Here is a 21,485-nt window from a genome sequence, read left to right as displayed (position 1 = left end):
GGAAAAACGGACCCCTCCGCACGGCAGGAAGGTGGGTGCGCAACAGCATCATCACGCTGGGCCTGGCGGCCTTGCTGGCACTCTCCTACTATTCGGCAGGCAGCTCAAGCCCAAGCGCTCTTCCGGCCCACGCCAGCAACCACACCAACCCGTCGCCCACAGCCGCCGGCGGCAGAATACAGCCGGGCCCGGCAGATACGGCTGATCCGGCCAACAGACAGCAGACCTCGCTGGAAGCAGCAGCGGGACGGGAACACCCCACAGGGTCCGCCCCGGAAACCCAGGGACCACCTCCTCAGCTGCGGGAGAAAGTCACACCGTCCCAAGTATTCGGTGGAGCTGCCCCGGGCACCGGAGGGTGCCTGCCCGAGTACGGCGAGGACGGCCAGTGCCTCCCGGCCGTACCACCAAGCTTGGCCCGGCACGTTAGCGAGATGCGGGCAGCAGGCCAGGACCCATCCGCTATGGACCACCGCTGGTCCTGCAGCGAGGTCCGTAAGTACTTCCGTGACGGCCTGGCGGTGCGCCAGCCGGGGATCGATCCCCAAGGCCTGGATACCAACAGCGATGGGAAGGCCTGCGCCGCTGGTGACCGGTAAGCCCTAAGGGCAACCCAGGATCCTGCTCACCCACCCAATTGAGGCCGCCGTCCCGCGGCTCTGCTTCAGCCCGCCCAAAAACCGGCGCCCCGAGGGGAGCCAGTCCCCGCTACCGAACAGGCCCACCATGTCCCCAGAAGTCCCTGTCCTCATTCTCGGAGCCGTCATCACGGGTATATCGGCTGTGCTGTTCGTGATTGCCCTGTCTACCCTCTACGTCTCTACACACGCCTGGTGGGACCCGCAAACCCAGGCGGCGACGTCGTACACGCCATTGTTGCCCGTCCCCGGCGTCTCGTTCTCCCTCATCATGCCGTGCAGGCACGAAAGCGAAACGGTCATGCGCAGCACCCTGGACCACCTCTGCGGCCAGAACCATCCGGATATCGAGGTGATCATCTCCGTGGGCCACGACGATCCGCACACAGTGGCGGTGGCCCGCATGCTGGCCTCAGAGCGTCCGGAACTCGTTCGGGTCAGTGTTGACAAAGGGGCGGTCAAGAACAAGCCCCGGCAGCTCAACACGGCGTTGGCAATGTGCCGGAAGGACGTTGTGGGGATCTTCGATGCGGAATCCATTGCGGCCCCGGACCTGCTCCTGCATGTAGACACCTGCTTCGTTGCCCGGAACGCCGACGTTGTCCAAGGGGCAGTCCAGCTGGTCAACTACCGGGACTCCTGGTACGCCCTGCGTAACTGCCTGGAGTACTTCATGTGGTTCCGCTCCCGCCTCCACGCCTACGCCGGCCAGGGGTTCATCCCCCTGGGCGGCAACACGGTTTTTGTCCGGAGGGAGGTCCTCAGCTCCATCAACGGATGGGATGGCAACTGTCTGGCCGAGGACTGTGACTTGGGCGTGCGCCTGTCAGTCCTGAACCGAAGGATCGTCATTGCCTACGCTCCGCATTTGGTGACCAAGGAGGAAACCCCGGATTCGATCCGCGCACTGGTGAAACAGCGGACGCGGTGGTCGCTGGGCTTCATGCAGGTCATCGCCAAACGGGACTGGCGGGCATTACCCACCCTGAGGCAGCGCTGCGTCGCCTGGTGGACGCTCATGCAGCAGCACTTTATGGCCTTCGCCGGGCTGTGCATCCCGTTGTCCATCCTTACCGCAATCTTTGGAAAATTTCCCATCCCTATCACTTTGCTGACGTTCGTCCCGCTGGTTCCGGCCGTTGCCGCGGTGGCCTTCGACGTGTGCATGCTTCGGGAATTCGGGCGGGACCACGGCTACAGAATCCGTTTCTACGACCATCTGCGGCTGGTCCTGGGAACCCCGTTCTACCAGGTCCTGCTTGCGTATTCGGCTCTTCGGGCCTTGGTCAAATTCCGGCAAAGCGACTTCGCCTGGGAGAAGACCATGCACGCCGGTTCACACCTCGGGTACCTGGCGGCGCGGCCATGAATGCCCTGCTGCAACCGGTCCCCAAGAGGTGGTCATCTCCCGTTCCTGCCGTCGAAGCCAGCCGTTTTCTTGCCACAGTCCTGCACTTCTTCCGGTACCGGAGCCCTGACCAGATGGCCGCGTTCCTGATTGCCGTGGCCGCGCTCAGTCTTTCCTGGTGGAACATCCTGGACGCGCCCGGCTACCAGGATGATGAGGGCACCTATACGGCTCAGGCCCTGTCCACGCTCCACGGCAGCCTGGCCCCCTATACCTACTGGTATGACCACCCGCCGCTGGGATGGGTGCAACTGGCAGCCCTGGCATGGCTCCCCGGGATCCTTGGCCTGGGCGGCGAAGTGGCCGTCGGGCAAATGCGCTATGTTGTGGCCTTGTACTTCGTGGCGAGTACGGTCCTGGTCTTCCTGATCGCACGGCGCCTGAATCTCCGCCTGCCGTTCGCGGTACTGGCCGCACTGCTCTACTGCATATCGCCGCTGTCTCTGGTGCTGGGTAGGCAGGTGTTCATCGATAACGTGGGCCTGCCTTGGCTGCTGCTGGCGTTCTACCTGGTGCTGTCGCCGCAGCTGAAGCTGTGGGATCACGTGGGCGCGGCCGCCTGTTTTGCCGTCGCCGTACTGTCCAAGGAGACACTGGCCATTTTTGGCCCGGCCCTGCTGGTGGCCCTGCTGCACCGCCCCAAGTGGGAGACCCGATCCTTCTCGCTCATCGGGTTCCTCTCCGTGGGAGGCCTGATACTCGGCTTCTTCCCGCTCCTGGCAATCCTGCAGGGAGAGCTTGTTTCGGGCCCGGGCCACGTCTCGTTGCAGGACGCGCTGGCTTACCAGTTTGTTTCACGGCCGGGATCGGGCAGCATCCTTGACGCCGGCTCAGGCAGGCAGGAACTTGTTCTGGGCTGGATGTATTACGACAACCTCCTGCTTCTCCTCGGTGCGGCCGCAGCGGCGGTGTGCCTGGCACAGCGGGAGGCCCGCTGGATTCCTGCCGCCTTGCTCCTATTCGCGGCTCCCGTTCTGATTGGCCACGGCTATCTACCTGGCATGTACATCATTGCGGCCATCCCGTTCCTGGCCCTGGCCACCTCCGTTGCCGCGGATTTTGCCAGCCGCATCTTGTCGAAGATCTTCGGGCTGGTCCGTTTGCCGGGCCGGCAGCAGTCCCCGCTGGCCGCACCGGGGCAAGGTCCGGCCGCCCTGGTGGCCGCAAACGCGGTCTTGATCTTGAGCCTGGCACTGGTGGTGGTCCCACCATGGTCCGCGACGAACCAGCGGCTGATGGCCGGCAACGAAAACGCCGACTGGAACAAGGCCCTGGAATGGTCCAAAGAAAACCTGCCCAAGGACGATGTTGCGCTTGTCCCTTACTCCATGTGGCAGGACCTCAACGCAGACGGCCGGCACGATCCCTGGAAAGTGATCGCCATCGAGAAGATGGACCTGGACTCCGACTTTGCGGAGCGTCACCCGGACGGCTGGCGCAGCGTTGACTGGATTGTCGAAGGCCCGCCCACCAGGCGCAACGTCACCAACCTGGGCCTGGAAAACGCCGGTCAGGCCTTGGAGAACTCCAGCGTGGTGGCAGCATTCGGCGACTGGAAGGTACGAAAAGTCCTGCCGGGCGGGACTCCGTCCGCTACCGGGGAGGGATCATGATCCGCCTGGCCGGGCTCGTCCTGGGGATGAGGGTTTTCCGCTTTGCCATGATCGGGGCATTCGGCACCGTACTGAACATCCTCATCATGATGGCCCTGGTGGCTGCGGGCGTTGACTACATCCTTGCCGCCATCGTCGCGGGGGAAACCACCATCGTCACCAATTTCCTGCTCCAGGAGAAGATCGCCTTCGCGGACCTGGGCAAACGCCGGAGGCCGTTTCTGCACCGGTTCCTCCATTCGTTCACCTTCAACACGTTCGAGGCCGTGGCGCGGATTCCTCTCCTATGGATGCTGGTGGAGTACGTCCACATGCCCAGCCCGGTGGCACAGGCGGGGACGCTGTGCGCGTCCTTCTTTGTCCGCTACGCCTACCACCTGAAGATGGTCTACGCCCTCGAAAAGGTCCCGATGGTGGCCGGGTCCCGGCGACCTGCCGTCATTACGGACGCGGCCGGAGACCCGGAATAACGTACGACGGCGGCCGCGCGCCGCCGTCGTACCTCCCGCCTTGGTGCCAGGTCAGACGCCTGCCGGCATGCCTCCAGCCGGCATCTTCCCGGACGAGGCCTCCTGATCTGACTTCTCCTGATCCGGCTTGCCCTGATCCGGCTTGTCCTGATTCGACGGGCCCTGATCCGCATGGCCCTCGCCTGCGGTCTCCTGGCCGCCTCCGGAATCCTCGGCAGTCGCGGGCTCCTTCTCCGCGCCGTCCATCGTCCCCGCGGGCATCTCCTGCGCCGCACCACCCTTGTGGCCGTTGGTTGTCACGCTGCCGGCCATGGCGCCAAGCGGCATCTCGATGCTCTGGGGAGCGCCACCGTCGGACGATATGTCCGTGCCGCCTGCCATCGCCGCGGCCGCGGTGGTCTCTTCCGTGAGGAACGGCATGTTCTGCCACCTGTGCCACATGGCGTTGTCCGTGCCGCGGACAAAGACCTCCAGGCGGCCGTCGGCGTTGCTGCCCACAGTGATGTTCGAGGTGAGGATGCCGCCCAGGGAATGCCAGCCGGACCAGCCGCTGTTGGGCGCGGTCTGCCACATGTGCCAGAGCGCGTTGTCGGTGCCGCGGACGAAGGCCTCCAGCCGGCCGCTCGCGTTCTTGCCCACCGCGATATCGGAGGTCAGGATGCCGCCCAGGGACTGCCAGCCGGACCAGCCGCTGTTCGGCGCCGTCTGCCACATGTGCCAGAGCGCGTTGTCCGTGCCGCGGACAAACGCCTCCAGCCGGCCGTCCTTGTTGCTGCCGATGGTGATGTTGGACGTGAGGATGCCGCCGAGCGAATGCCAGCCGGACCAGTTGCCGTTGGGTGCGGTCTGCCAGCGGTGCCACAGGGCGTTGTCCGTGCCCCGGGCGAAGACCTCGAGCCGGCCATCCTTGTTCTTGCCCACCGCGATCTCCGAGGTGATGACGCCGCCCAGGGAGTTCCAGCCGGACCAGTTGCCGTTCGGGGCGGTCTGCCAGCGGTGCCAGACGGCGCCGTCGGTCCCGCGGGCGAAGACCTCCAGCCGGCCGTCCGCGTTGCGTCCGGTGGCCGGCGGCCCGGTGATGACGCCGCCAAGGGAATTCCAGCCCGCCCAGTTGCCGTTGGGGGTTGTCTGCCAGCGGTGCCAGAGGGCGTTGTCCGTGCCGCGGGCGAAGATTTCCAGCCGGCCGTCCTGGTTGCTGCCCACGGCGATCTCGGTGGTGATGACCCCGCCCAGGGAGTTCCATCCGGCCCAGTTGCCGTTGGGCGCGACCTGCCACCGGTGCCAGACGGCGCCGTCGGTCCCGCGGGCGAAGGCCTCCAGCCGGCCGTCCTTGTTGTTGCCCACCGAGATGTCCGAGGTGATCACGCCGCCCAGGGAGTCCCAGCCGGACCACGCCTGCGGGGCTGCCGGGTAAAGGGCCCGGAACCCGTCGATGTCGTCCTGGGTGAGGGCCCGTTTGGTGAAATTGGAGGACACGGTGGGGGCCATCACGGCGTTCGCCACGCTGGAGTGCGCCAGCCCCACGATGTGGCCGAACTCGTGCAGCGCCACCGTCTCGATGTCGAAGGCGCTCGCCGCGGCACCCACGCTCCAGACGTGCTCGCTGTCATCGAAGTGGACCGGTTTGGGCAGGGTGTTGGTGACCACGCTGCAGCCGGGCGGGAAGTCGGCGTGCGCCAGGACCCCGCCCACCATCGAGTGGTCCGGGTCCGCCGCAGGCCGCCAGCCGATGCGGATGTCCGGGCTGGAGCCGAGGGCCACCTCGGTGAAGGTCAGGCCGCCCACGTTCTGCCAGGTCTGGATGGCGCGCCGGATGGCGTCGAAATCGGCGGTGCCCGCAACGTCGTCGGTCCCGGTGTCGAAAGCGTAGGTCAGGGTCCGGTCGTTCCACGCGCACTGGGTGGCGAAGGCGAGTTCGCCGCCGCGCATGTCCGGAAGGCCGCAGCGGGCCTGCATCATGACGTCGCGGGTGGCGTCGTCGAAAACGCCGGTGACGGGCAGGTGGAAGAACTCCTGGAATTTCTTGAGGGCCCCTTCGGTGGGGTCGTCCAGGACGCCGAGCTCCCGGGGCGTTGCTTCGCCCAGGTAGCCGAACCGCTCAAGGTAGCTTTGCACCTTGCTGAATCCCGGACTGCGTTCCCCCGGGGCGGTGTTTTCGACGGCGGCCAGGTACGGGGCCGCGCGGTACTGCTCTTCAGTCATTGGACTCTCCTTGATCTGTTCGAATACTTCGCAGGATCTGCAGTGCGGTGTCCCGTTCCGCGCCGGGGGACAGATGGACGACGGCGGTGGCGCGGCCGGGGAAGTTGGCGGCAAGGGTGCGGATTCCCTCCTCCTCGAACGAGACGAAGTCCGCGGTGGCGCTGCCCACGTTTTCCTGCCAGTGCTCGTAACCGGGCTTGGCCGTGTAGCGGGTGAGGGGGTCAGCGAAGGGGCTCGCGTCGACGGTCAGCCTGATGCCCGCGCCTTCGAGCACGGCGGCGCCGCCCTCGATGGCGCGTTCCTGGGAGGGGGCCAGCTGTTCCGGGACGTCCAGTGCCACGCCTGCCACCCGGAGGGAACTCCACGGCTGCCCCATCAATCACCCTCCTCACACGCGAGGGAACACAGGAACCAGTCGATCAGACGGGCGTTACTCCACCGTTACTGCTCCGTTACTGTCCCGGCGGCCGCCCTCACGGGGGCGGCGGCGCCGGACCGGTAGGATGTGCCGCGTGATGAGAAACGGCGGGCGCATGCAGGACTGGATGAAGTACGCTGCACTCGCGGTGCTGGCGGTCCTTGCCTTCGGGGTGGCGGCGCTCGCGCTGATGAACCCGGGTGGACTGGGCGGGGCCGCGGAGCCCCTTCCTGCCAGCGTCCAGGTGGCCACACCCGCAGCCACTGCTTCCCCGAGCGCTCCGGCGGTTCCCACCGCCACCGCCACCCCCGCTTCCACGGCAACTGCAACCGCCCCGCCAGCTGGAATCGAGCTGCCGGCCGAACCTGTGGTCCTGATCCTGGGCGACTCCTACACGGCCGGTGACGGCGCCGATTCGCCGGACCAGGGGTGGGCCTACCTGGTTGCCAATGCGCTGGGGTACCCCACCAACATCGACGGCGTGGGCGGCACCGGGTTCGCCTGGGGCGGCGGCGCGCAGGATGAACTGGGCGGCGAGTACGAACTCCGGCTGCAGCAGATCGCCGCCACCCCGTCCTTCGTCCCCAACGTCCTTATCCTGCAGGGCGGCCAGAACGACGCGCAGCTCCCCAACGCCGAGGAGGTCAAGGCCGCCACCACCCAGACCGTTTTGGCGGCGCGCCGGTTCTGGCCCGGGGTCCAGGTGGTGGTGCTGGGACCGTCGGCACCCCAGCCGCTGGGGGAGGAGCTCCGCGCCACGAACACCGCAGTCCGCGCCGGAGCCGAGGCCGCCGGCGCCCCGTTTGTGGACGCCATCGACGCCGGCTGGTTCACTCCTGCCAACAGCCCGGGGTTCGACTTCGACGGCGCCCACCCGAACTCCGCCGGCCATGCCCACATTGCCGAAAAGTTCCTCGAGTCCTGGGCCGCCCTCACCCAATAACCCCACCGAATTGACATTTCCGCAGGTCAAATGATGGATTAGTAAGTACTGATGCTTTTGGGGGAAAGCATCATGCTTCCCCCTGTTTCTTCTGCGCCGGTCATCTCGGACCGGCAATCACAACTACTTTGGGGGAAGTCATGACCGCAGTCGCCGAATCGCCACAGAAATCAGAACAGCATCCGCGCAAAGCACCGAAGATCCGCGCTGTCCTGGCAGGTGGCTTGGTTCTCGGAATCGGCGCCGCCGTCACGCTGGCCGCCTGGAACGACTCCGAATTCGCGCAGGGAACATTCACCGCCGGCGCCTTCAACCTGGAAGGCAGCACAGACGGAACTGCGTACTCAAGTAACAACGATCCTGCTTCGCCCAAGCAGCTCGCCTTCATTCCCAGCACCGACAACATGTCCCCGGGGAATGTTGTTTCAACGCCTTTTGCTGTCCGGTTGAACGCAGCGACCAGCTATGACACCACCGTCACACTTTCCACCCCAACGCCCGCTCCCGTTGCCGGCCTGACCTACTCGGTGACCAGGACCAACACCTTCGGATGCGGTGGAACTGTCCTCGACACCCTTGTGCTTCCTGGGCAGGACGTGGGGACGACACCTGCTGGCATCACCTTCCCGTTGACGCAGGGAACCGGGACCGATGCTGGCACCCCTTTCTACCTCTGCTTCCAGGTGACGGCGGACACGGACCTGGTGCAAGGGGCGACAAATACGGCACTGTGGGAATTCTCCGCCCAGTCGTAAAACAATGCATGAACGAGAGGCCATGACGGAGCGCCGGACGGCACTACTGCGCGTCCGGGCCCTGCTGGCAGGGGCGCTGGTCCTGGGGCTGGGCAGTTCGGTAACGCTGGCGTCATGGACGGACACCGAGTACGCAGCCGGCTCGTTCGGGGCAAGTTCCTTCCAGACCGAATCCAACGTCACCAAGCCTTACGACGCCTCGGGTCCGTGGAGCAGCAACGAGCAGTCACCCGGCACGCTGGTGTTTGAAGCGGCTTCCATGAGTCCGGGAGCGGTGGTGTACGCGCCGTTCGCCATCAGGACCAAGCCGGGCTCTGTGGCGGGTGAGGTGGTCCTGGGTGCTCCATCTGTCAGCAGCAGCGGAACGGGGGAGTCGGACCTGGGGGCGGCCCTTCGCTACCGGGTGGTCCGTGCTGCCACATGTGGGGCGTCGTCGTTTACGGGGGCACCTGCTTTCGTGGTGGGCAGCGACGGAGCCAAGCCGTTCACGGCGGGCCAGGCTGCCGGCGTCGTAAATCCCCTGGCGGCCGCGTCAGCCGCGCTGCCGGGGGAGCCCACCCAATTCTGCTTTGAGGTCACGCTGCCCGAAGGCGCAAGTAACGCCCTGCAGGGCCAGACGGCGACGGCGACCTGGCAGTTCACTGCCACCTCCAGCTCATGACCCGGCAATCGTTTGCGGGCCGCGTCCGGGAAACACTGCTGAATGTCGCCGCCGCCGGGGGCGCTGTGTGCATCATCGTGGTGCTCTGCGCCGTGCTTTTCAACATTTCCCTGGTCCTGTTCAAGACGGGGTCCATGGCTCCCGGCATCCCCGCGGGGTCGCTGGCGGTGGTACGGGAGATACCGGCCGGGGAGATCAGGATCGGGGATGTTGTGACGGTGGACCGGCCGGGCAGGCTGCCCACCACGCACCGGGTCCAGTCAGTGGAGCCGGGGGAGGGCACTGCACGGGTGATCACCATGAAGGGCGACGCCAACCTGGCCGCGGACCCGGCGCCGTATCAGGTGGACCGGGTGCGGCTGGTCTTGTGGTCCGTGCCGGGGCTCGCCTATCCGGTTGCGGCAGCCGCGAATCCGTTGGTCCTGGGTGGCACGACGCTTGGCGTATCCGCCTTGGTGACGTGGGTTCTGTGGCCGCGGGAGAAAGCGGGCGGGCATGTGGCGGCGTAGCCGGGGCATAGTGCCGGGGCTGCTCCTGGCTTCCGCATTGCTGGGTTTGAGCGCGCCAGCGTCTGCGTCAGAGCCGTCCGGGTGGCTGGAACTCAACGCAGGCGCCGCCAGCTCCGTCCACCGCCTGACGCCGGGCGGAAGTGCGCACTGGCCGGTGGACGTCGTCGTCCGGGGCGAGCCGGCCACCGCCCTGGACGTGGAGTTGCAGCCGGAGCCCGGCGCTCCTGACGTGCTGCGGGGGTTCCTGACCGTGGAACTCCGGGCCTGCGCCCAGCCGTGGGTGCTGGACGTTTGTGAATCCGGGCCCAGGGTGCTGGTGCCCCGCACGGCGTTGAACGCTGCCGAGGGATTGCGGGCGGACCTGATGGAGCCGGGCAATGCGCTGTCTGACGGGGCTCATGTTCTCTTGACAGCAACGCTGGCAGAGGACGTGCCGCGGGAAGTCCAGGGAACCAGGACCCGGATCCTGGTTGGTGTCTACGGTTCGGGGGACGACGCCGGCACCGGGCCCGCCGGCGACCCCGACCAGCAGCCGGGCGGGACGCCGCCGGGCAGCCTTGCCGACACCGGGGCGAGGCTGGGCGGTTATGCGTTGCTGGGACTCCTGGCTGTGGCTGTTGGCGTTAGCCTGTCCCGACTCCGGGCTGCAGCATGAAAAAGTTCTCGACGATGCGGCTGGCGGTGCTGGGCGCCCTGGTGCCCGCACTGCTGCTGCAGGCATCGACTCCTCCTGCTGTCACCGACGCCGCATGGCAGGACGCCGAGCGGTCATCGGGGAGCTTTGCCGCCACGACCATCCCGGCTCCCACCCTGAACGGGCAGTGCAGCTACGAACCAAACCTTCTCGGGCTGGGAGCCTATGTCCGGATTCTCTGGAAAGCACCTGAGGGATACTCGGTGGCCGACGCCGAACTGCAGGCTTCCACGAGCGGCCTGGGTTCTGCGCTGGCGCCCCTGACAGGCTTCTCCCTTACCGCGGAGACCACGGGGACCGCAGCAGGCGGATACGTGACTGATGTTCCGGTCAACCTGTTGGGTGGACTGCTGGGCCTCGGCACGGAACTTCAACTTTCCATCGTGATGAAGCGTTTCGGGTGGACATCCAAAGCAGCGTCGGTGGCCACGAACGCCGGGCTGGTAGCAGGGCTCGGAGGCTCATGCAGGAACCTGCCGCCGGACGCCTGACCAGCCGGGCGGTTGCCCATTGACGGGCGGGTCTCCTGTGGCCACGATGGTGCCTGTCACGTCGAAAGGAATGGCCATGAAAACCACCAGGACACTCGGTACGGTAGGGGCGGCGTCAGCTGCGGCAGCGCTGCTGCTTCTTGCTTCCTCCGGCGCCGCGGTCGCGGACCACACCCACGCCAAGGTAGTCGGCAACGGCGAATGCGTGGTGATGGCGGAAGGCGCAGGGGAGGAGAGAGTCGACCTCCCGGACGCCGTCTTCGACCACAACCCGAATGTGGACATCGCGCAAGCGGCGAACCGGACGCATCCGCTCCACGTGCTGGTGCACCAGGGCCGGGCGGGCGAAAACATTGCGCTCTACGTTTACGGCACCCCGGCCGCGGACGCAGCCTGCGCGGCAGGTTACGTCAACCGTTAAGGCACGGGAACCGGCCGCGGAAATCACCCCGGCCCACGGAGCAGCGACGGCGGCCAGACGCGCCGCCGTCGTGCGTTCGGGGGTCTATTCCCAGCCTGCGCCCAGACTTCATTCAGCGCGGTTACCGAAACGTTATATATGCTTGCTTAGTGGTTTTTAGGTCTAGCAGCGGAAATTCGTCAGTTTTGGAACGTCCCTCGAGCCCGGAAGGCGGGCTGATTTCGGGGCGCAAGCATGCCTTGGACGGGCTCCGCACCATCGCGGTGGCGGGCGTCTTCTTCTTTCATACAGCGACCGAACAGATGCCCGGGGGATTCATCGGGGTGGACGTCTTCTTCACCCTGAGCGGCTTCGTGATCACCCTGCTGATCATGAAGGAGTGGCAGGCAACGGGCGGGCTGCGGCTGGGTGTCTTCTACGCCAAGCGGCTGGCCCGGCTCTGGCCGGCGCTGCTGGCCCTGTGCGCAGTGATCCTCACGGTGGGCTTCGTCTTTCCCGACTCGGGCTGGGGCGGGCAGGCGGAGTTCGTCCTGCCGGCGGCCGGCTACGTCATGAACCTGGCGCACTTCGGCATGTTCGGCAACTCCATTACCGGTGAAACCCTCGGCCCCACCTGGACCCTCGCGGTGGAGGAACAGTTCTACCTGGTGTGGCCGCTGCTCCTGCTGGTGATGCTGCGGTTCTGGCGGGTCCGCACCGTTGCGTGGGCCACCGCCGGCCTGGCCGCGGCCTTCCTGCTGGAGCGGTTCGTCCTGGTCATGGCCGGTGCGCCGCTGGGCCGGCTGTACAACGGGCCGGACACCCGGGCCGATGAACTCCTGATCGGGTGCGCGCTGGCCCTGCTGCTGACCTGCATCAGGCCGGGTTCGCGGGCCCACGGTTCCCTGCAGGCGGTGTCCCGCCGGGCCGCACTGCCGGCCGCCCTCATCCTGCTGGCCGCCCTGTTCCTGCTGGAGGAACCGCACACGCCGGGCCTGTGGTTCAGCGCCTTCTGGACCCTTGGCCCCACGGTGCTCTCCCTGCTGACAGCTGTGCTGCTCGGCGCCCTTGTCCTGCAGCCCGCCGGGTCCATGTCCCGGTTCCTCAGCCACCCCTGGCTTGCCGGACCCGGCCGGGACCTCTCCTACGGCATGTACCTCTGGCACATTCCCGTGTACCTGCTGCTGATGCCGCTGGTCCAGGACCTGCCGCTCCGCATCACGCTCTCGGCGGCCCTGACCGTGCTGTTCGCCTGGGCGTCCTTCCGCCTGGTGGAGCGCCCGCTCCGGCGCTGGGCCAACGAGAAGCTGGAACCCGCCGTCGTACCTTCCCCGTACCCGCTCCGCACAGAACGCGCGCCCGCGGTGGTCAGCAGGTGACAGGCAGCTGCTCCGGCAGCCGGACCGGGAATGACCGCCGCCAGCATCCTTGCGGCTCGCGGACGACGCAGCCTCAGCGCCCCGGCTGGCGGACCGCGGGACTGGCGGAAAGCGGCGGGAATGAAGCTGGAGGCGGATAATGAGGTTAGGTGCCCCCTACTTTTTTCCCTGCCTCCCCTATTTGCCAGTTCTTGCTTCACAACCCTGGAACCAGGGAGTTAATATCCTGCCACCACTAATCGCGAACAGCGATACAGCAGCCGCACTTACTCACTGGTAAGAAATAATGCGGGCAAAAGGACGGTCTGCGCCTTTTCCGCAATACGTCGGCGGACTCACCGATTGCGGTGATCCCGCCGATGCTGAACATTCAATGCCGAGCATCCAGCGTTCTCCGTTGTGCGCATCTCCGCGGCTATGCGCCGTGCGCCCAACTGATTTATTGAATGGAGTTTCTGATGAAGAAACTGTTAGTTTTCTGTGCCTTCTTTTTTGCGGTAATCGCCGGTGCGGGTCCCGTGGCCGCTGCACCAGTTGATGATGTCCTCCTGGAACTCACCTATAAACCCAACCAGCTTTGCAGCTACCCGGTCCAATTGGTGGTGACGGGCAAGTCCAAATTGATTGAACTTCCCGGGGACCGGATCTTCATCGCCTCACCGGGGCAGGAAGTAACCATCACAAACCTGAGGACCGGGGAATCGGAAACGTTCCTCATTACTGGTTCCACCCATGCCCAGGTTGAGGATGATGGTACAACCGAAGTCACCGTCACCGGATTGAATATCGTCCTCAATCCGCGCGAATCACAATCTGACGAGCCGGGCATCTTCCTGCTGGAGGGCAACTTTAACTTTGCCCTTAAGGCTGATGGAACCGAAGAAAGGGTATTCAGCGGGACGGGAGAAGTGACGGACATCTGTGCTTTGCTCGAATAGCACGTGTCCGGACCGAGTGGTCTAAAGATGAGGGGACCGGTGACTTTTTTGCGGATCCACGCTGATCCGCCGCCTCCGTCACCGGCCCCGAGTCTGTTTCAGTCATCGAAAGGGCTGTTGGCCCCGCAGGCAGCCCTTCACGCATCACTGTGCACTCCACAACTCAAGAACCGGCCCAGAAACCGTCAAGAATTCATCAAGATTCAAAGCCCTGGGTTGGAGGAGTGGCGGGAGAACATGATTGAAAGTGGTTGGACGGCGCGTTCTCGGAGAGGAGCAGCGGTGATCCAGGCCTTGTTGTGCAGGTTGAATGTAGGTCACCACTGGCTGGCTGAGAGGCAGCCCGACGGCGGCTACCGCCGGCGCTGCACCAGGTGCGGCAAGTACGATCGCCGCAGCCAAGACTGGTCCGGGCATCTCGACGCACGCGACCGTCCGGGCAACCCCTACGGCACCGCACCCGAATGAAAAGCCGTGCTGCGATCCTGGCCCTGTCACTCACGCTAGCCGGATGCACCTTCGGTACCCCGGATGAAAACGCCACCACGCCAGCAATGAAGCTTGCCCCGCAGCTGGAGGCCTTTACCGAGGATGCCCTCGCCAATGGAGCGCCTGCCGTGGTCTTCCATGTGCGGGACGGCGACCGTGAGGAGCTGAGGGCAACCGGCGTCAACGACCTGGAGACCAACAGGAAAGCCGTCGCAACGGACAAGATATGGATCATCGGCGCCGGGACACCAATGGTGGCCGTGTCCATGATGAAGCTGGTGGGGGCCGGCACGGTGCGCCTGGACGACCCCGTTTCCACCCACCTGCCTGAGTTCACCACCATTTTCCCGGCCTGGGACCGTGTCACGGTGCGGGACCTGCTGGGCAGCACCTCCGGGCTGCCCGACTACTTTCCGCCCCTGATTGAGGCAAGGACTCTCGATGACCTCCAGACGCGTGCCTTGACCTTCGAGGAAAGGCTCCGCATTGCCGCGGGGGTCGACCTGCCGCCCGGGCCGGTGTCCTACTTCGTGTGGTCCGCCACGGACTGGGAGGTGCTGGGCTGGCTGCTGGAACGCAAACACAATCGGCCGCTTGCGGAGATCCTCGCCGGGGACGTCTTTGAACCTGCAGGAATGGGCAGCACTAGGCTTGCCTCCCCGGGACAACCTCCGGAGCCGATGCTTCACGGGTATGTGCTGGAGGAGGATGGAAACAGGCGCGACTTCACCCGGGTTGACGCCGTTGCGGGGTCAGCCGATTCCGGAGTCATCTCAACAGTGGAGGACCTCGCCAAGTTCCTGGCGGCCCTCACCACCGGGCAACTCCTCAGCGAGGCGACGTGGACCAGCATGATAGAGGCTGAGCCGTCCTCCTTGGGCGGCATCCGGCCGAGCGATGACATCTGCCCCGGCAGCCGCCACGTCATCATGTCCGGCGGGGGCGGACCGTACAGTGTCCAGTCCATTGTCTCCGAGGACGGCCGGCAGCAGGTAACGATGGCCACGGTGCTCCCGCCCCGGGAACTGAAAGTCGCAGATGCGCCTCCGCTTGTCCCCGAAATGGAGGACGCCATCCTTCAGACGGCCAGGAGCCTGTGCGGCTAAAGCGTCTCGGGGATCGGCCGTCCCGGGAAGAGCGTTGCGTACTGCTTCCGGTACATTCGGCGCCCCACGAGTTTGTACGCGAGGCGGACCGGTGCGGGGATTTCGTTGAACAGTTCCTTGCGGTCCGCGGGCGGATTTGTGGCCAGCACCATTCCCAAATAGGCAACCATGAACTTCTTGTCGAACTGCTTGACCCCGTGCTGCCCGATGGCCTTGCTCTCTTCCTCGGTCATCACCCGGTCGGCAACGGGCATCACCTCGGTGACCTCGCGTCGCAGGTGCACATTCAGGACGGCGGCTAGGTCCTCATAGAGCGAAGCGAGCTCGTTGCCCGCTGCAGCGTCCGCCGTCTCCATCCAGCGCAGGCGCAGCGGCTCGATGGCCTCTAGCCGCTGGGTGACCTGCCGGTGCTGCTCGAGCATCTGCGCCACATGCAGCACGCACGCCGGGGCCCGTTGCTCCAGCTGCGGATACATCAGCAGGTCCTCGCCCTCGTGGTGGATGTGCAGCACCTTGTCGAAGTTGCCCAGGACCTCGCCCACATACGCTGCACGGGCGGTGTCTCCGGCGTTGACGGAGCGGACCAGGCCCGGCGCCTCGCTGTACGCCCACAGGAAGAACCGGTGGATCCGCCGCATCGCCGCTGACCCGCCGCACAGGACCGGCCCCGGGGGAAGGGGAGCGGCGGTCTCGCCGGGCTGCATGGTAAAAAAGTCGGTCATGGTGGGCCCCTAACTCGTCGTGAGACCAGGCCCTCTCCCCGCGAGCATGCTATCGCTTGGCTTCCCACCGGACAACGGTGACCGAAATGCGTCACTTACAGGCGGCGGGGTGGCGGCGGCTGCCCGAAGTTCGGGGGCGTGACGGGAAGTGCTGGCCTAAAAGTCACGCATTCTGGTTTTCGCGGCTTCCCAAGGGAGGCCCAGCATGGCTGAGGCGCAGCTTGGCGGCCCGTTCCACCAGGACGGGCACGTAGTCACGGATGGGGCCGTCGTCGAACCGCGCATGCTCCTCGGCAACCACCTGCTCGATAATTGAGCGCTGGTGTTCAGGAAAGCGCTCGGCGAGCCGGTCTGTCAGGGCCAGGAGCGCTTCGGGTTCTCGCGGCATCCCCAAAGCTTCAACCTGTCCGGCAGGGGGAGTCAACACTCACTTATTTGCGGGAGCCTCCGGCGGGAATTCGCTTGGCGGTGCTGGTTACTCAACACCGCCAAGCGCTGAAACCGTCGGTTTCCCGACTCAAGGCTGCGGTACGACTGGACCCAGCTCCAGCTGCACCCCCATGCGCCGCCGCCTTTCAAGGATTACTTTGGACCGTCATCCTCAAGGAGCGGCGCACTTGCCATCAAGAAACGGTCAAGGCTTGATCAGGTTTTCACAAGCCGGCCGACGGGGAAGGTGACGTACGACGGCGGGCGCGTCCCGCCGTCGTAGGTCACCGCGCATGCTACCTGGGCCGGGCGGCGAGGGCCGCGGCGAAGGCCTGCGCGGACGCCGTGCTGCTGTTGATCCGCCAGTCGGTTTCCTTGTTGAAGTGGAACCAGGTGATGGCGGTGATGTCCGGCTGGGCCGCGAGGTAGCTGATGAGCGCGGTGTTCCAGTCGGACTTGGAGCCGCCCTGCTCGGCGGAGGCAGTCTCGGCGATCAGGATCTGCTTGCCGGGGGCCAGGGTCCGCAGCTGGGCGAGGCCGTCGCCGAAGAGCTGGGACGGCGACTGCCAGTTGCTCCAGGACGCGGAGGTGCCCCAGTTGTAGCCGTCCAGGGCCACCGCATCCACGTACGCATTCCCCGGGTAGAGGCCGGACAGCGGGATGGAGCCCCAGTAGGGGACGTTGGGGTTCCACACCCAGGTGATGTTGGTGGCGCCCGTGGACGCGACCACGTCGTGGACATGGCGCCAGGCCGCAACATAGTCGCCGCTGCCGTTGCCGTTGATCTGCTCAGACCACGGGTACCAGTTGCCGTTCATTTCATGCCCGAACCGGAGCATCACCGGATGCCCCCAGCCGGCCAGGGCCTGGCCCCACTGCCGGAGGTAGGGGTCGAAGTCGCCGGCGGCAATCCGGTCCAGCGAGTAGGCGGGCTGCTCGGTGCCGCCGCCCCACGTCCACGGTTCCCAGGTGAGCAGCGTCTGCGCGCCGCGGCCGCGGACGGCCTCGAGCTCGCTGATCGGCGCGGCCTGGTTGAAGTCCTTGTAGGACAGGATGATCGACGGCGCCTCGCCCGCCAGGGCTGTCACGGCGTCGAGATCCGCGGAGGCGAGCGGGCCTCCCGGGGTGCCCACGCCGAACCGCAGGACGGCCGGCGCCGGGGCCGCGGGAGCCGGGGCGGGGGCCGGCGCCAGGTTCGGGTCCTCCTCGGTGACGGAGGGGGAGCTGTAGGTGTAGGTGAACGTGGCGGCGGCGCTCGCCGTGCCCGAGGTGGCGCGGACCGCAAGCGCAGGTCCGTCCGCCGGCGGCATGACCAGCTCCGCGGTGAAGTAGCCGGACGCGCTGGTTTTGAACGCGGCCGTGGCCGTGCCTGCGCTGATGGTTCCCGAACTCTTCTTCGGGAAGCCCGTGCCGGTCACGGTGACGGACGTGCCGGCGGGGCCGGCGTCCGGGCTCAGGGTGACGATGGCGGTGGCGGCGTGGACCGGCGTGGCAATCCACGCCGTGCCGCCCGCCAGCAGGGCCAGCACGGAGACCAGTGTTCTGAGTAGCTTCATAAACCCTCCAACGGGATCCGGCAGCGGCCGGCCCGGGGGAAGGGAAAATGCGGCCGCTGCAGAGGACAAGGGCCGGACGGAAAGACCCCCTTGTTAAGTGTCCGGATCCCCGGGGGCTCTCCGGACCAAATCGGCGCAGGATCTGCGCAGCTTTGGCCGAAGAAACACCCGGTCCCCGCGTCCGGACCCCTATTTGGCCGGATACTCCTGCCGCCGCAGCAGCCAGGCAAGGTGCGCGGCGTTGCGGGCGAGGGCTGCATTGGCGGTGGCGACGGCGTCCGGCACCTCGTCCAGGTCCTTGAAGTCCACCGTCTGCATGGCTTCGCCCACCCAGTAGGTGCCGCCCTGCGCCGGGATGCTGAAGCCGACGTCGTTCAGGCCCTGCATCATGTCCGCCACGCTCTTATGCGCGCCGTCCTCGTTTCCAACGACGGCGACCGTCGCCACCTTCCCGTACATGACCGGGCGGCCCTGGTCATCCATTTCGGACAGGTCCGCGTCCAGCCGTTCCAGGACCTGCTGCGCCACGCTGGCCGGATGGCCCATCCAGATCGGTGTGGCCAGCAGGATGATGTCCGAGGCGAGGATCCGCTCCCGCAGCTGCGGCCACTCGTCGCCCTCGCCCATGTCCACCTGGACCCCGCGCTTCACGTTGTGGTCCACCACCCGGACCGAGGACACCTGGACGCCCTGGTGCTCGAATTCGTCCAGGATGTGCCGGGCCATCACTTCACTGCTGGACGGCTCCGGCGATGGGGTGAGGGTGCAGACGAGGGCGAGGGCTTGCAGGTCAGGCATCACGGTGTCCTTTCACAGCTGCTGGGAGCGGCACCCCTGGAACCGGTGCTCCGAAGGGATTCGTGGACACACCCCGTTCCGGATGGGATGGGGAGCCCCCTTTCACTCGGACCGGGATGTCACGGCAGGGCGTGGCCAATCCCGGCAGCTTCCGCCGCCACGGCTGCCGACGGGCCCAGCCACCGGAGGGCAGGGGCTTCGGTTGCGCCGGTAACAGTGACCGTAACCGGGGCACCGGTGACTGGAAGCGGGACGGCCATGATGCCCTGGCGACCGGAAATTTCCAGCACGCCGGCGTCGATGACCAGCCGCAGTTCCGAGCCCTGCGCCGCAGGCAGCAACGCGTCCGGAAAGTCCCTGTTCCCGGGGGCGCTCGCAAGGAGTCCGTCCCCGCCGTGGCGGAGCGTGGCCAGGGTGCCGTCCAGGGTTGCCACCGTGATAACCGTCCCGGAGGCGGCGGACAGGCGCAGGTCCGCGCCGCCGTCGAGCACTGCCTCAAAGGTGCCCGCGCCGGTCTGCTCAAGCAGCCCGGGCCGCGCGTAGGCGTCCAGGTCGGCGTGCGGCGTGGCCACAAGGGTGTCACCGTCCAGCGTGAGCGTATGCGGGATACTGAGCGCGCTGGCCCACGACCCGTCGGGGTCCAGCACGCCGCGGACCCAGAAGACCAGCGACGGCGTCCCGTCCTTGTCCCGGAAGAAGGACGGTGCGTAGTAGCTCTTGCCGTGGCTGAGCTGCCCCCAGGAGCGGGCCGTGAACTTTCCGTCGGCGTAGCTGCCCACCCCGTAGGCCACGTAGTGGAGCACGTCGTCCTCCCAGATGGAGGTGACCAGTACGTGCGAGCCATCAATCTCGAACAGCTGGGGGCATTCCCACATGGTGCCCGTCCACACGGGACCGGTTTCGGTGCCGGAACGCTGCGCGGCGATCCCGTCCAGCGTCCACTCCGCGAGGTCCGGGGAACTGTAGGACACGGCGGCAGCCGTGCCGCCCTCCAAACCGGCGCCGACAAACATCCGCCACCGCCCGCCGTCGCGGAACACGAACGGGTCGCGGTAGGCCACAACGCCCGCGTCCGGCGCGGTCATCAGCTTGCCGCCCTTGGTCCAGGTGTTCCAAGAGGAGTCGTCCGGGGTAGCGGTGCGGACGGTCCCGATGCCGATGTCCGGCTGTGTAACCGAGGTGTAGAACATGGTGGCCGCGCCGCCGGCGTCCGTGACGATGGACCCCGACCACACGCCGTCGTCCCCGTCACCGGGTGCGACCGCGACGCCCTGCTCGGTCCAGGCAATCATGTCCGGGGAGGTGGCGTGGCCCCAGTGGCAGTTGGGCCCCCACGTGGTGCGGCCGGGGACGTACTGGTAGAAGAGGTGGTACTGGCCGTCCCTCCATGTGACGCCGAGCGGATCGTTGATCCAGCCTTCGGCGGCAGTGAAGTGGAGGGCGGGCCGCGGGGTTCCTACAGGCTCAGTTTCGACAGGCTCGATCACCGGACTCCACCTCCGACCGGGACGCTGCTGGCGGCGAGGAACCGCTGCCGCACGTCCCGGGCCTGCTCTGCGTTGGCCTTTTCCCATGCGTCGATTTCGGCGCGGCGCTCGTTGCGGACGGCATCCCGGGCCTCGGTGAACTTCTTCATCCGCTCGGCGGAGGCAGCCCGGGCGGCCTGCTGGGCAGGACTGAGCTCCGGCAGCGGAAGCTCCTCCACCTGGTCGCGGGGACGCAGCGGCAGCCGCTCCTCCACGGGGTCGATGTCCAGGACGGGGGAGGGCAGCGTCTGGTACCAGTAGGCGGTGGAGGACCAGTCGTCCGAGAGGTGGTTGGCGTGGCCGTGCTCGAAGGTGACCTTGATCCGCTTCTGGAACCGGATGGGGTCCGTCATGTGGAACCGGTAGCTGTGGTGGAACCCGGGCACGTTCTCCTCGTGGACCATGGTGCCGTTCATCAGGAAGGCGTTGTGCTGCATGCCCCAGGCGTGGCCGAAGTAGTCCTCCATGCCGGTGCCGTGCAGGCTGGGCGGCCAGGTGTCGTCGTCGATGAAGATCATGTCGTCACCCTCACCCCACCAGGAGCCCTGGAAGTGCCGGACCGCCAGGTTGCAGCCCACGTAGTGGCCCTGCCCCTCTGTTTCCAGGACCACGTAGTTGTCCTCGCCGGTGAGGTTGGGGATGGCCACCTCGATGCTGTTGGTCTGCAGGTCCGGTCCCCAGCCGGCGTTGGGCTTCTGCCGCCGCCAGTGCGCGTGGAAGTAGGCCGTGTCCTCCGGCAGCGGCTCGGTGTAGAGCTCGTAGTCGATGTAGAAGTACTGCAGGTAGGGGATGTCGTTCTGGTTTTCGACGACGATCCGGGCGCGGGAGTTGAACGGCATCTCGAAGTAGCTGTTGAACGCCGCGCTGCCGCCGAAGGTGTTCAGCTCCGGCTCCTTGGCGGAGACGGACAGCGGCAGGGAATCGTAGGAGCCGGACAGCGAGTTCAGCAGGCCGAAGAAGTCGCCCAGCGGGGCGACGACGCTGGGCGTGTCCTGGTCATCCCAGTACATTTTCAGGACGATCTTGCGGTAATAGTCCGGGTCCACCACCTCCCAGCTGACGCCCAGGGCGTTGTGGATCTCCAGCATGGGCACGCCCACCAGTTCGGGGGAGATCTGGCCGGGGCCGGGCTGGATCCGGCAGGACTGTGTCATCCAGATGTGGGTGATGGCGCCGGGGCCTTCGAGGTCAGCGAGGACGCGTTCCTCGCCGGGCATGATGATCCAGTTGTCCCGGTTGCGGCCGGTCTGGTCCCAGCTGGACGCGCGGGCGGTGCGGGCGGTGGAGAGCTTGGTGAGGCTGGAGAGCAGGCCGGAGCGCGGCGATGGTGCCATGGTGGT

General features: G+C 66.5%; 22 protein-coding genes. 14 read left to right on the top strand and 8 right to left on the bottom strand.

The genetic code is table 11. The features are described 5' to 3' along the window. The first annotated feature begins 35 nt into the window (after positions 1 to 35). The 4 genes from ACJJV6_RS03125 to ACJJV6_RS03110 all read left to right on the top strand — a co-directional run bounded on the left by ACJJV6_RS03125 (position 36) and on the right by ACJJV6_RS03110 (position 4,129). Complete coding sequence (locus tag ACJJV6_RS03125) at positions 36 to 599, top strand: hypothetical protein (protein WP_035751693.1); 564 nt, start codon at positions 36 to 38, stop codon at positions 597 to 599. Positions 600 to 726: 127 nt separating this feature from the next. Beyond that, the gene (locus ACJJV6_RS03120; RefSeq protein WP_052013986.1) at positions 727 to 2,007 is read left to right on the top strand and encodes a glycosyltransferase; all 1,281 of its coding nucleotides are present in this window, start codon (positions 727 to 729) and stop codon (positions 2,005 to 2,007) included. Continuing rightward, positions 2,004 to 3,659: a glycosyltransferase family 39 protein gene (locus ACJJV6_RS03115; RefSeq protein ID WP_009356400.1), complete on the top strand. Its 1,656-nt coding sequence runs from the start codon at positions 2,004 to 2,006 to the stop codon at positions 3,657 to 3,659. The genes ACJJV6_RS03120 and ACJJV6_RS03115 overlap by 4 nt, the downstream gene beginning before the upstream one ends. After that, complete coding sequence (locus ACJJV6_RS03110; RefSeq protein ID WP_009356399.1) at positions 3,656 to 4,129, top strand: GtrA family protein; 474 nt, start codon at positions 3,656 to 3,658, stop codon at positions 4,127 to 4,129. The genes ACJJV6_RS03115 and ACJJV6_RS03110 overlap by 4 nt, the downstream gene beginning before the upstream one ends. 51 nt (positions 4,130 to 4,180) lie before the next feature. On the opposite strand, the gene ACJJV6_RS03105 is transcribed toward ACJJV6_RS03110, so the two are convergent. Next, positions 4,181 to 6,331, bottom strand: coding sequence for a matrixin family metalloprotease (locus tag ACJJV6_RS03105; RefSeq protein WP_354175827.1), 2,151 nt, complete (start codon positions 6,329 to 6,331; stop codon positions 4,181 to 4,183). Next, positions 6,324 to 6,707 carry a hypothetical protein gene (locus ACJJV6_RS03100; RefSeq protein WP_009356396.1) on the bottom strand — a complete coding sequence of 128 codons (384 nt, stop codon included), beginning with the start codon at positions 6,705 to 6,707 and terminating at the stop codon, positions 6,324 to 6,326. The genes ACJJV6_RS03105 and ACJJV6_RS03100 overlap by 8 nt, the downstream gene beginning before the upstream one ends. 139 nt (positions 6,708 to 6,846) lie before the next feature. Between ACJJV6_RS03100 and ACJJV6_RS03095 the strand changes: the two genes are divergently transcribed. The 10 genes from ACJJV6_RS03095 to ACJJV6_RS03050 all read left to right on the top strand — a co-directional run bounded on the left by ACJJV6_RS03095 (position 6,847) and on the right by ACJJV6_RS03050 (position 15,114). After that, a complete protein-coding gene (locus tag ACJJV6_RS03095; protein ID WP_009356395.1) occupies positions 6,847 to 7,692 on the top strand; it encodes an SGNH/GDSL hydrolase family protein in 846 nt (281 codons plus the stop codon). A 140-nt stretch (positions 7,693 to 7,832) separates the two neighbouring features. Continuing rightward, positions 7,833 to 8,447, top strand: a complete 615-nt coding sequence (locus ACJJV6_RS03090; RefSeq protein WP_009356394.1) for a SipW-dependent-type signal peptide-containing protein — start codon at positions 7,833 to 7,835, stop codon at positions 8,445 to 8,447. A 4-nt stretch (positions 8,448 to 8,451) separates the two neighbouring features. Beyond that, entirely contained in the window at positions 8,452 to 9,108 is a 657-nt protein-coding gene (locus ACJJV6_RS03085) for a SipW-dependent-type signal peptide-containing protein (RefSeq protein WP_083874981.1), read from the top strand. After that, positions 9,105 to 9,617, top strand: coding sequence for a signal peptidase I (locus ACJJV6_RS03080; RefSeq protein WP_009356392.1), 513 nt, complete (start codon positions 9,105 to 9,107; stop codon positions 9,615 to 9,617). The genes ACJJV6_RS03085 and ACJJV6_RS03080 overlap by 4 nt, the downstream gene beginning before the upstream one ends. A 46-nt stretch (positions 9,618 to 9,663) precedes the next feature. Continuing rightward, positions 9,664 to 10,272 carry a hypothetical protein gene (locus ACJJV6_RS03075; RefSeq protein ID WP_152419489.1) on the top strand — a complete coding sequence of 203 codons (609 nt, stop codon included), beginning with the start codon at positions 9,664 to 9,666 and terminating at the stop codon, positions 10,270 to 10,272. Next, positions 10,269 to 10,802, top strand: coding sequence for a hypothetical protein (locus tag ACJJV6_RS03070; RefSeq protein ID WP_152419488.1), 534 nt, complete (start codon positions 10,269 to 10,271; stop codon positions 10,800 to 10,802). Before ACJJV6_RS03075 ends, ACJJV6_RS03070 begins: the two co-directional genes overlap by 4 nt. Before the next feature lie 76 nt (positions 10,803 to 10,878). Beyond that, positions 10,879 to 11,223: a hypothetical protein gene (locus tag ACJJV6_RS03065; RefSeq protein ID WP_009356389.1), complete on the top strand. Its 345-nt coding sequence runs from the start codon at positions 10,879 to 10,881 to the stop codon at positions 11,221 to 11,223. Between the two features lie 185 nt (positions 11,224 to 11,408). Next, entirely contained in the window at positions 11,409 to 12,581 is a 1,173-nt protein-coding gene (locus ACJJV6_RS03060) for an acyltransferase (protein ID WP_052013984.1), read from the top strand. Positions 12,582 to 13,039: 458 nt separating this feature from the next. Next, complete coding sequence (locus tag ACJJV6_RS03055; RefSeq protein WP_009356387.1) at positions 13,040 to 13,519, top strand: hypothetical protein; 480 nt, start codon at positions 13,040 to 13,042, stop codon at positions 13,517 to 13,519. Between the two features lie 464 nt (positions 13,520 to 13,983). Then, positions 13,984 to 15,114 carry a serine hydrolase domain-containing protein gene (locus ACJJV6_RS03050; RefSeq protein WP_407709921.1) on the top strand — a complete coding sequence of 377 codons (1,131 nt, stop codon included), beginning with the start codon at positions 13,984 to 13,986 and terminating at the stop codon, positions 15,112 to 15,114. Here ACJJV6_RS03050 and ACJJV6_RS03045 read toward each other — a convergent pair. The 6 genes from ACJJV6_RS03045 to ACJJV6_RS03020 all read right to left on the bottom strand — a co-directional run bounded on the left by ACJJV6_RS03045 (position 15,111) and on the right by ACJJV6_RS03020 (position 21,479). Then, entirely contained in the window at positions 15,111 to 15,836 is a 726-nt protein-coding gene (locus tag ACJJV6_RS03045; protein WP_009356385.1) for a hemerythrin domain-containing protein, read from the bottom strand. The genes ACJJV6_RS03050 and ACJJV6_RS03045 overlap by 4 nt on opposite strands. A gap of 163 nt (positions 15,837 to 15,999) precedes the next feature. Beyond that, entirely contained in the window at positions 16,000 to 16,224 is a 225-nt protein-coding gene (locus tag ACJJV6_RS03040) for a three-helix bundle dimerization domain-containing protein (RefSeq protein ID WP_009356384.1), read from the bottom strand. A gap of 337 nt (positions 16,225 to 16,561) precedes the next feature. Continuing rightward, positions 16,562 to 17,821, bottom strand: coding sequence for a glycoside hydrolase family 26 protein (locus ACJJV6_RS03035; RefSeq protein WP_407709920.1), 1,260 nt, complete (start codon positions 17,819 to 17,821; stop codon positions 16,562 to 16,564). 189 nt (positions 17,822 to 18,010) lie between these two features. Next, positions 18,011 to 18,619, bottom strand: coding sequence for an NAD(P)H-dependent oxidoreductase (locus ACJJV6_RS03030; protein ID WP_354175822.1), 609 nt, complete (start codon positions 18,617 to 18,619; stop codon positions 18,011 to 18,013). Between the two features lie 119 nt (positions 18,620 to 18,738). Then, positions 18,739 to 20,106 (bottom strand): glycoside hydrolase family 32 protein, encoded by a 1,368-nt coding sequence (locus ACJJV6_RS03025; RefSeq protein WP_009356382.1) that lies wholly within the window; start codon positions 20,104 to 20,106, stop codon positions 18,739 to 18,741. Continuing rightward, positions 20,103 to 21,479: a glycoside hydrolase family 172 protein gene (locus ACJJV6_RS03020; RefSeq protein WP_009356381.1), complete on the bottom strand. Its 1,377-nt coding sequence runs from the start codon at positions 21,477 to 21,479 to the stop codon at positions 20,103 to 20,105. Before ACJJV6_RS03020 ends, ACJJV6_RS03025 begins: the two co-directional genes overlap by 4 nt. Positions 21,480 to 21,485 lie beyond the last annotated feature (6 nt).

The organism is Arthrobacter nitrophenolicus (genome assembly GCF_045833485.1).
Classification (GTDB): Bacteria; Actinomycetota; Actinomycetes; order Actinomycetales; family Micrococcaceae; genus Arthrobacter; species Arthrobacter nitrophenolicus.
Note: the sequence above shows the minus strand (reverse complement) of the source record. Positions and strands in the feature narration are given on the sequence as shown.

What these genes read in the sequence shown, in the direction of transcription:
- ACJJV6_RS03120 (WP_052013986.1), top strand. Translation starts at nt 727, where the DNA reads ATGTCCCCAGAAGTCCCTGTCCTCATTCTCGGAGCCGTCATCACGGGT.
- ACJJV6_RS03115 (WP_009356400.1), top strand. Translation starts at nt 2,004, where the DNA reads ATGAATGCCCTGCTGCAACCGGTCCCCAAGAGGTGGTCATCTCCCGTT.
- ACJJV6_RS03110 (WP_009356399.1), top strand. Translation starts at nt 3,656, where the DNA reads ATGATCCGCCTGGCCGGGCTCGTCCTGGGGATGAGGGTTTTCCGCTTT.
- ACJJV6_RS03105 (WP_354175827.1), bottom strand. Translation starts at nt 6,331, where the DNA reads ATGACTGAAGAGCAGTACCGCGCGGCCCCGTACCTGGCCGCCGTCGAA.
- ACJJV6_RS03100 (WP_009356396.1), bottom strand. Translation starts at nt 6,707, where the DNA reads ATGGGGCAGCCGTGGAGTTCCCTCCGGGTGGCAGGCGTGGCACTGGAC.
- ACJJV6_RS03095 (WP_009356395.1), top strand. Translation starts at nt 6,847, where the DNA reads ATGAGAAACGGCGGGCGCATGCAGGACTGGATGAAGTACGCTGCACTC.
- ACJJV6_RS03090 (WP_009356394.1), top strand. Translation starts at nt 7,833, where the DNA reads ATGACCGCAGTCGCCGAATCGCCACAGAAATCAGAACAGCATCCGCGC.
- ACJJV6_RS03085 (WP_083874981.1), top strand. Translation starts at nt 8,452, where the DNA reads ATGCATGAACGAGAGGCCATGACGGAGCGCCGGACGGCACTACTGCGC.
- ACJJV6_RS03080 (WP_009356392.1), top strand. Translation starts at nt 9,105, where the DNA reads ATGACCCGGCAATCGTTTGCGGGCCGCGTCCGGGAAACACTGCTGAAT.
- ACJJV6_RS03070 (WP_152419488.1), top strand. Translation starts at nt 10,269, where the DNA reads ATGAAAAAGTTCTCGACGATGCGGCTGGCGGTGCTGGGCGCCCTGGTG.
- ACJJV6_RS03065 (WP_009356389.1), top strand. Translation starts at nt 10,879, where the DNA reads ATGAAAACCACCAGGACACTCGGTACGGTAGGGGCGGCGTCAGCTGCG.
- ACJJV6_RS03055 (WP_009356387.1), top strand. Translation starts at nt 13,040, where the DNA reads ATGAAGAAACTGTTAGTTTTCTGTGCCTTCTTTTTTGCGGTAATCGCC.
- ACJJV6_RS03050 (WP_407709921.1), top strand. Translation starts at nt 13,984, where the DNA reads ATGAAAAGCCGTGCTGCGATCCTGGCCCTGTCACTCACGCTAGCCGGA.
- ACJJV6_RS03045 (WP_009356385.1), bottom strand. Translation starts at nt 15,836, where the DNA reads ATGACCGACTTTTTTACCATGCAGCCCGGCGAGACCGCCGCTCCCCTT.
- ACJJV6_RS03040 (WP_009356384.1), bottom strand. Translation starts at nt 16,224, where the DNA reads ATGCCGCGAGAACCCGAAGCGCTCCTGGCCCTGACAGACCGGCTCGCC.
- ACJJV6_RS03035 (WP_407709920.1), bottom strand. Translation starts at nt 17,821, where the DNA reads ATGAAGCTACTCAGAACACTGGTCTCCGTGCTGGCCCTGCTGGCGGGC.
- ACJJV6_RS03030 (WP_354175822.1), bottom strand. Translation starts at nt 18,619, where the DNA reads ATGCCTGACCTGCAAGCCCTCGCCCTCGTCTGCACCCTCACCCCATCG.
- ACJJV6_RS03020 (WP_009356381.1), bottom strand. Translation starts at nt 21,479, where the DNA reads ATGGCACCATCGCCGCGCTCCGGCCTGCTCTCCAGCCTCACCAAGCTC.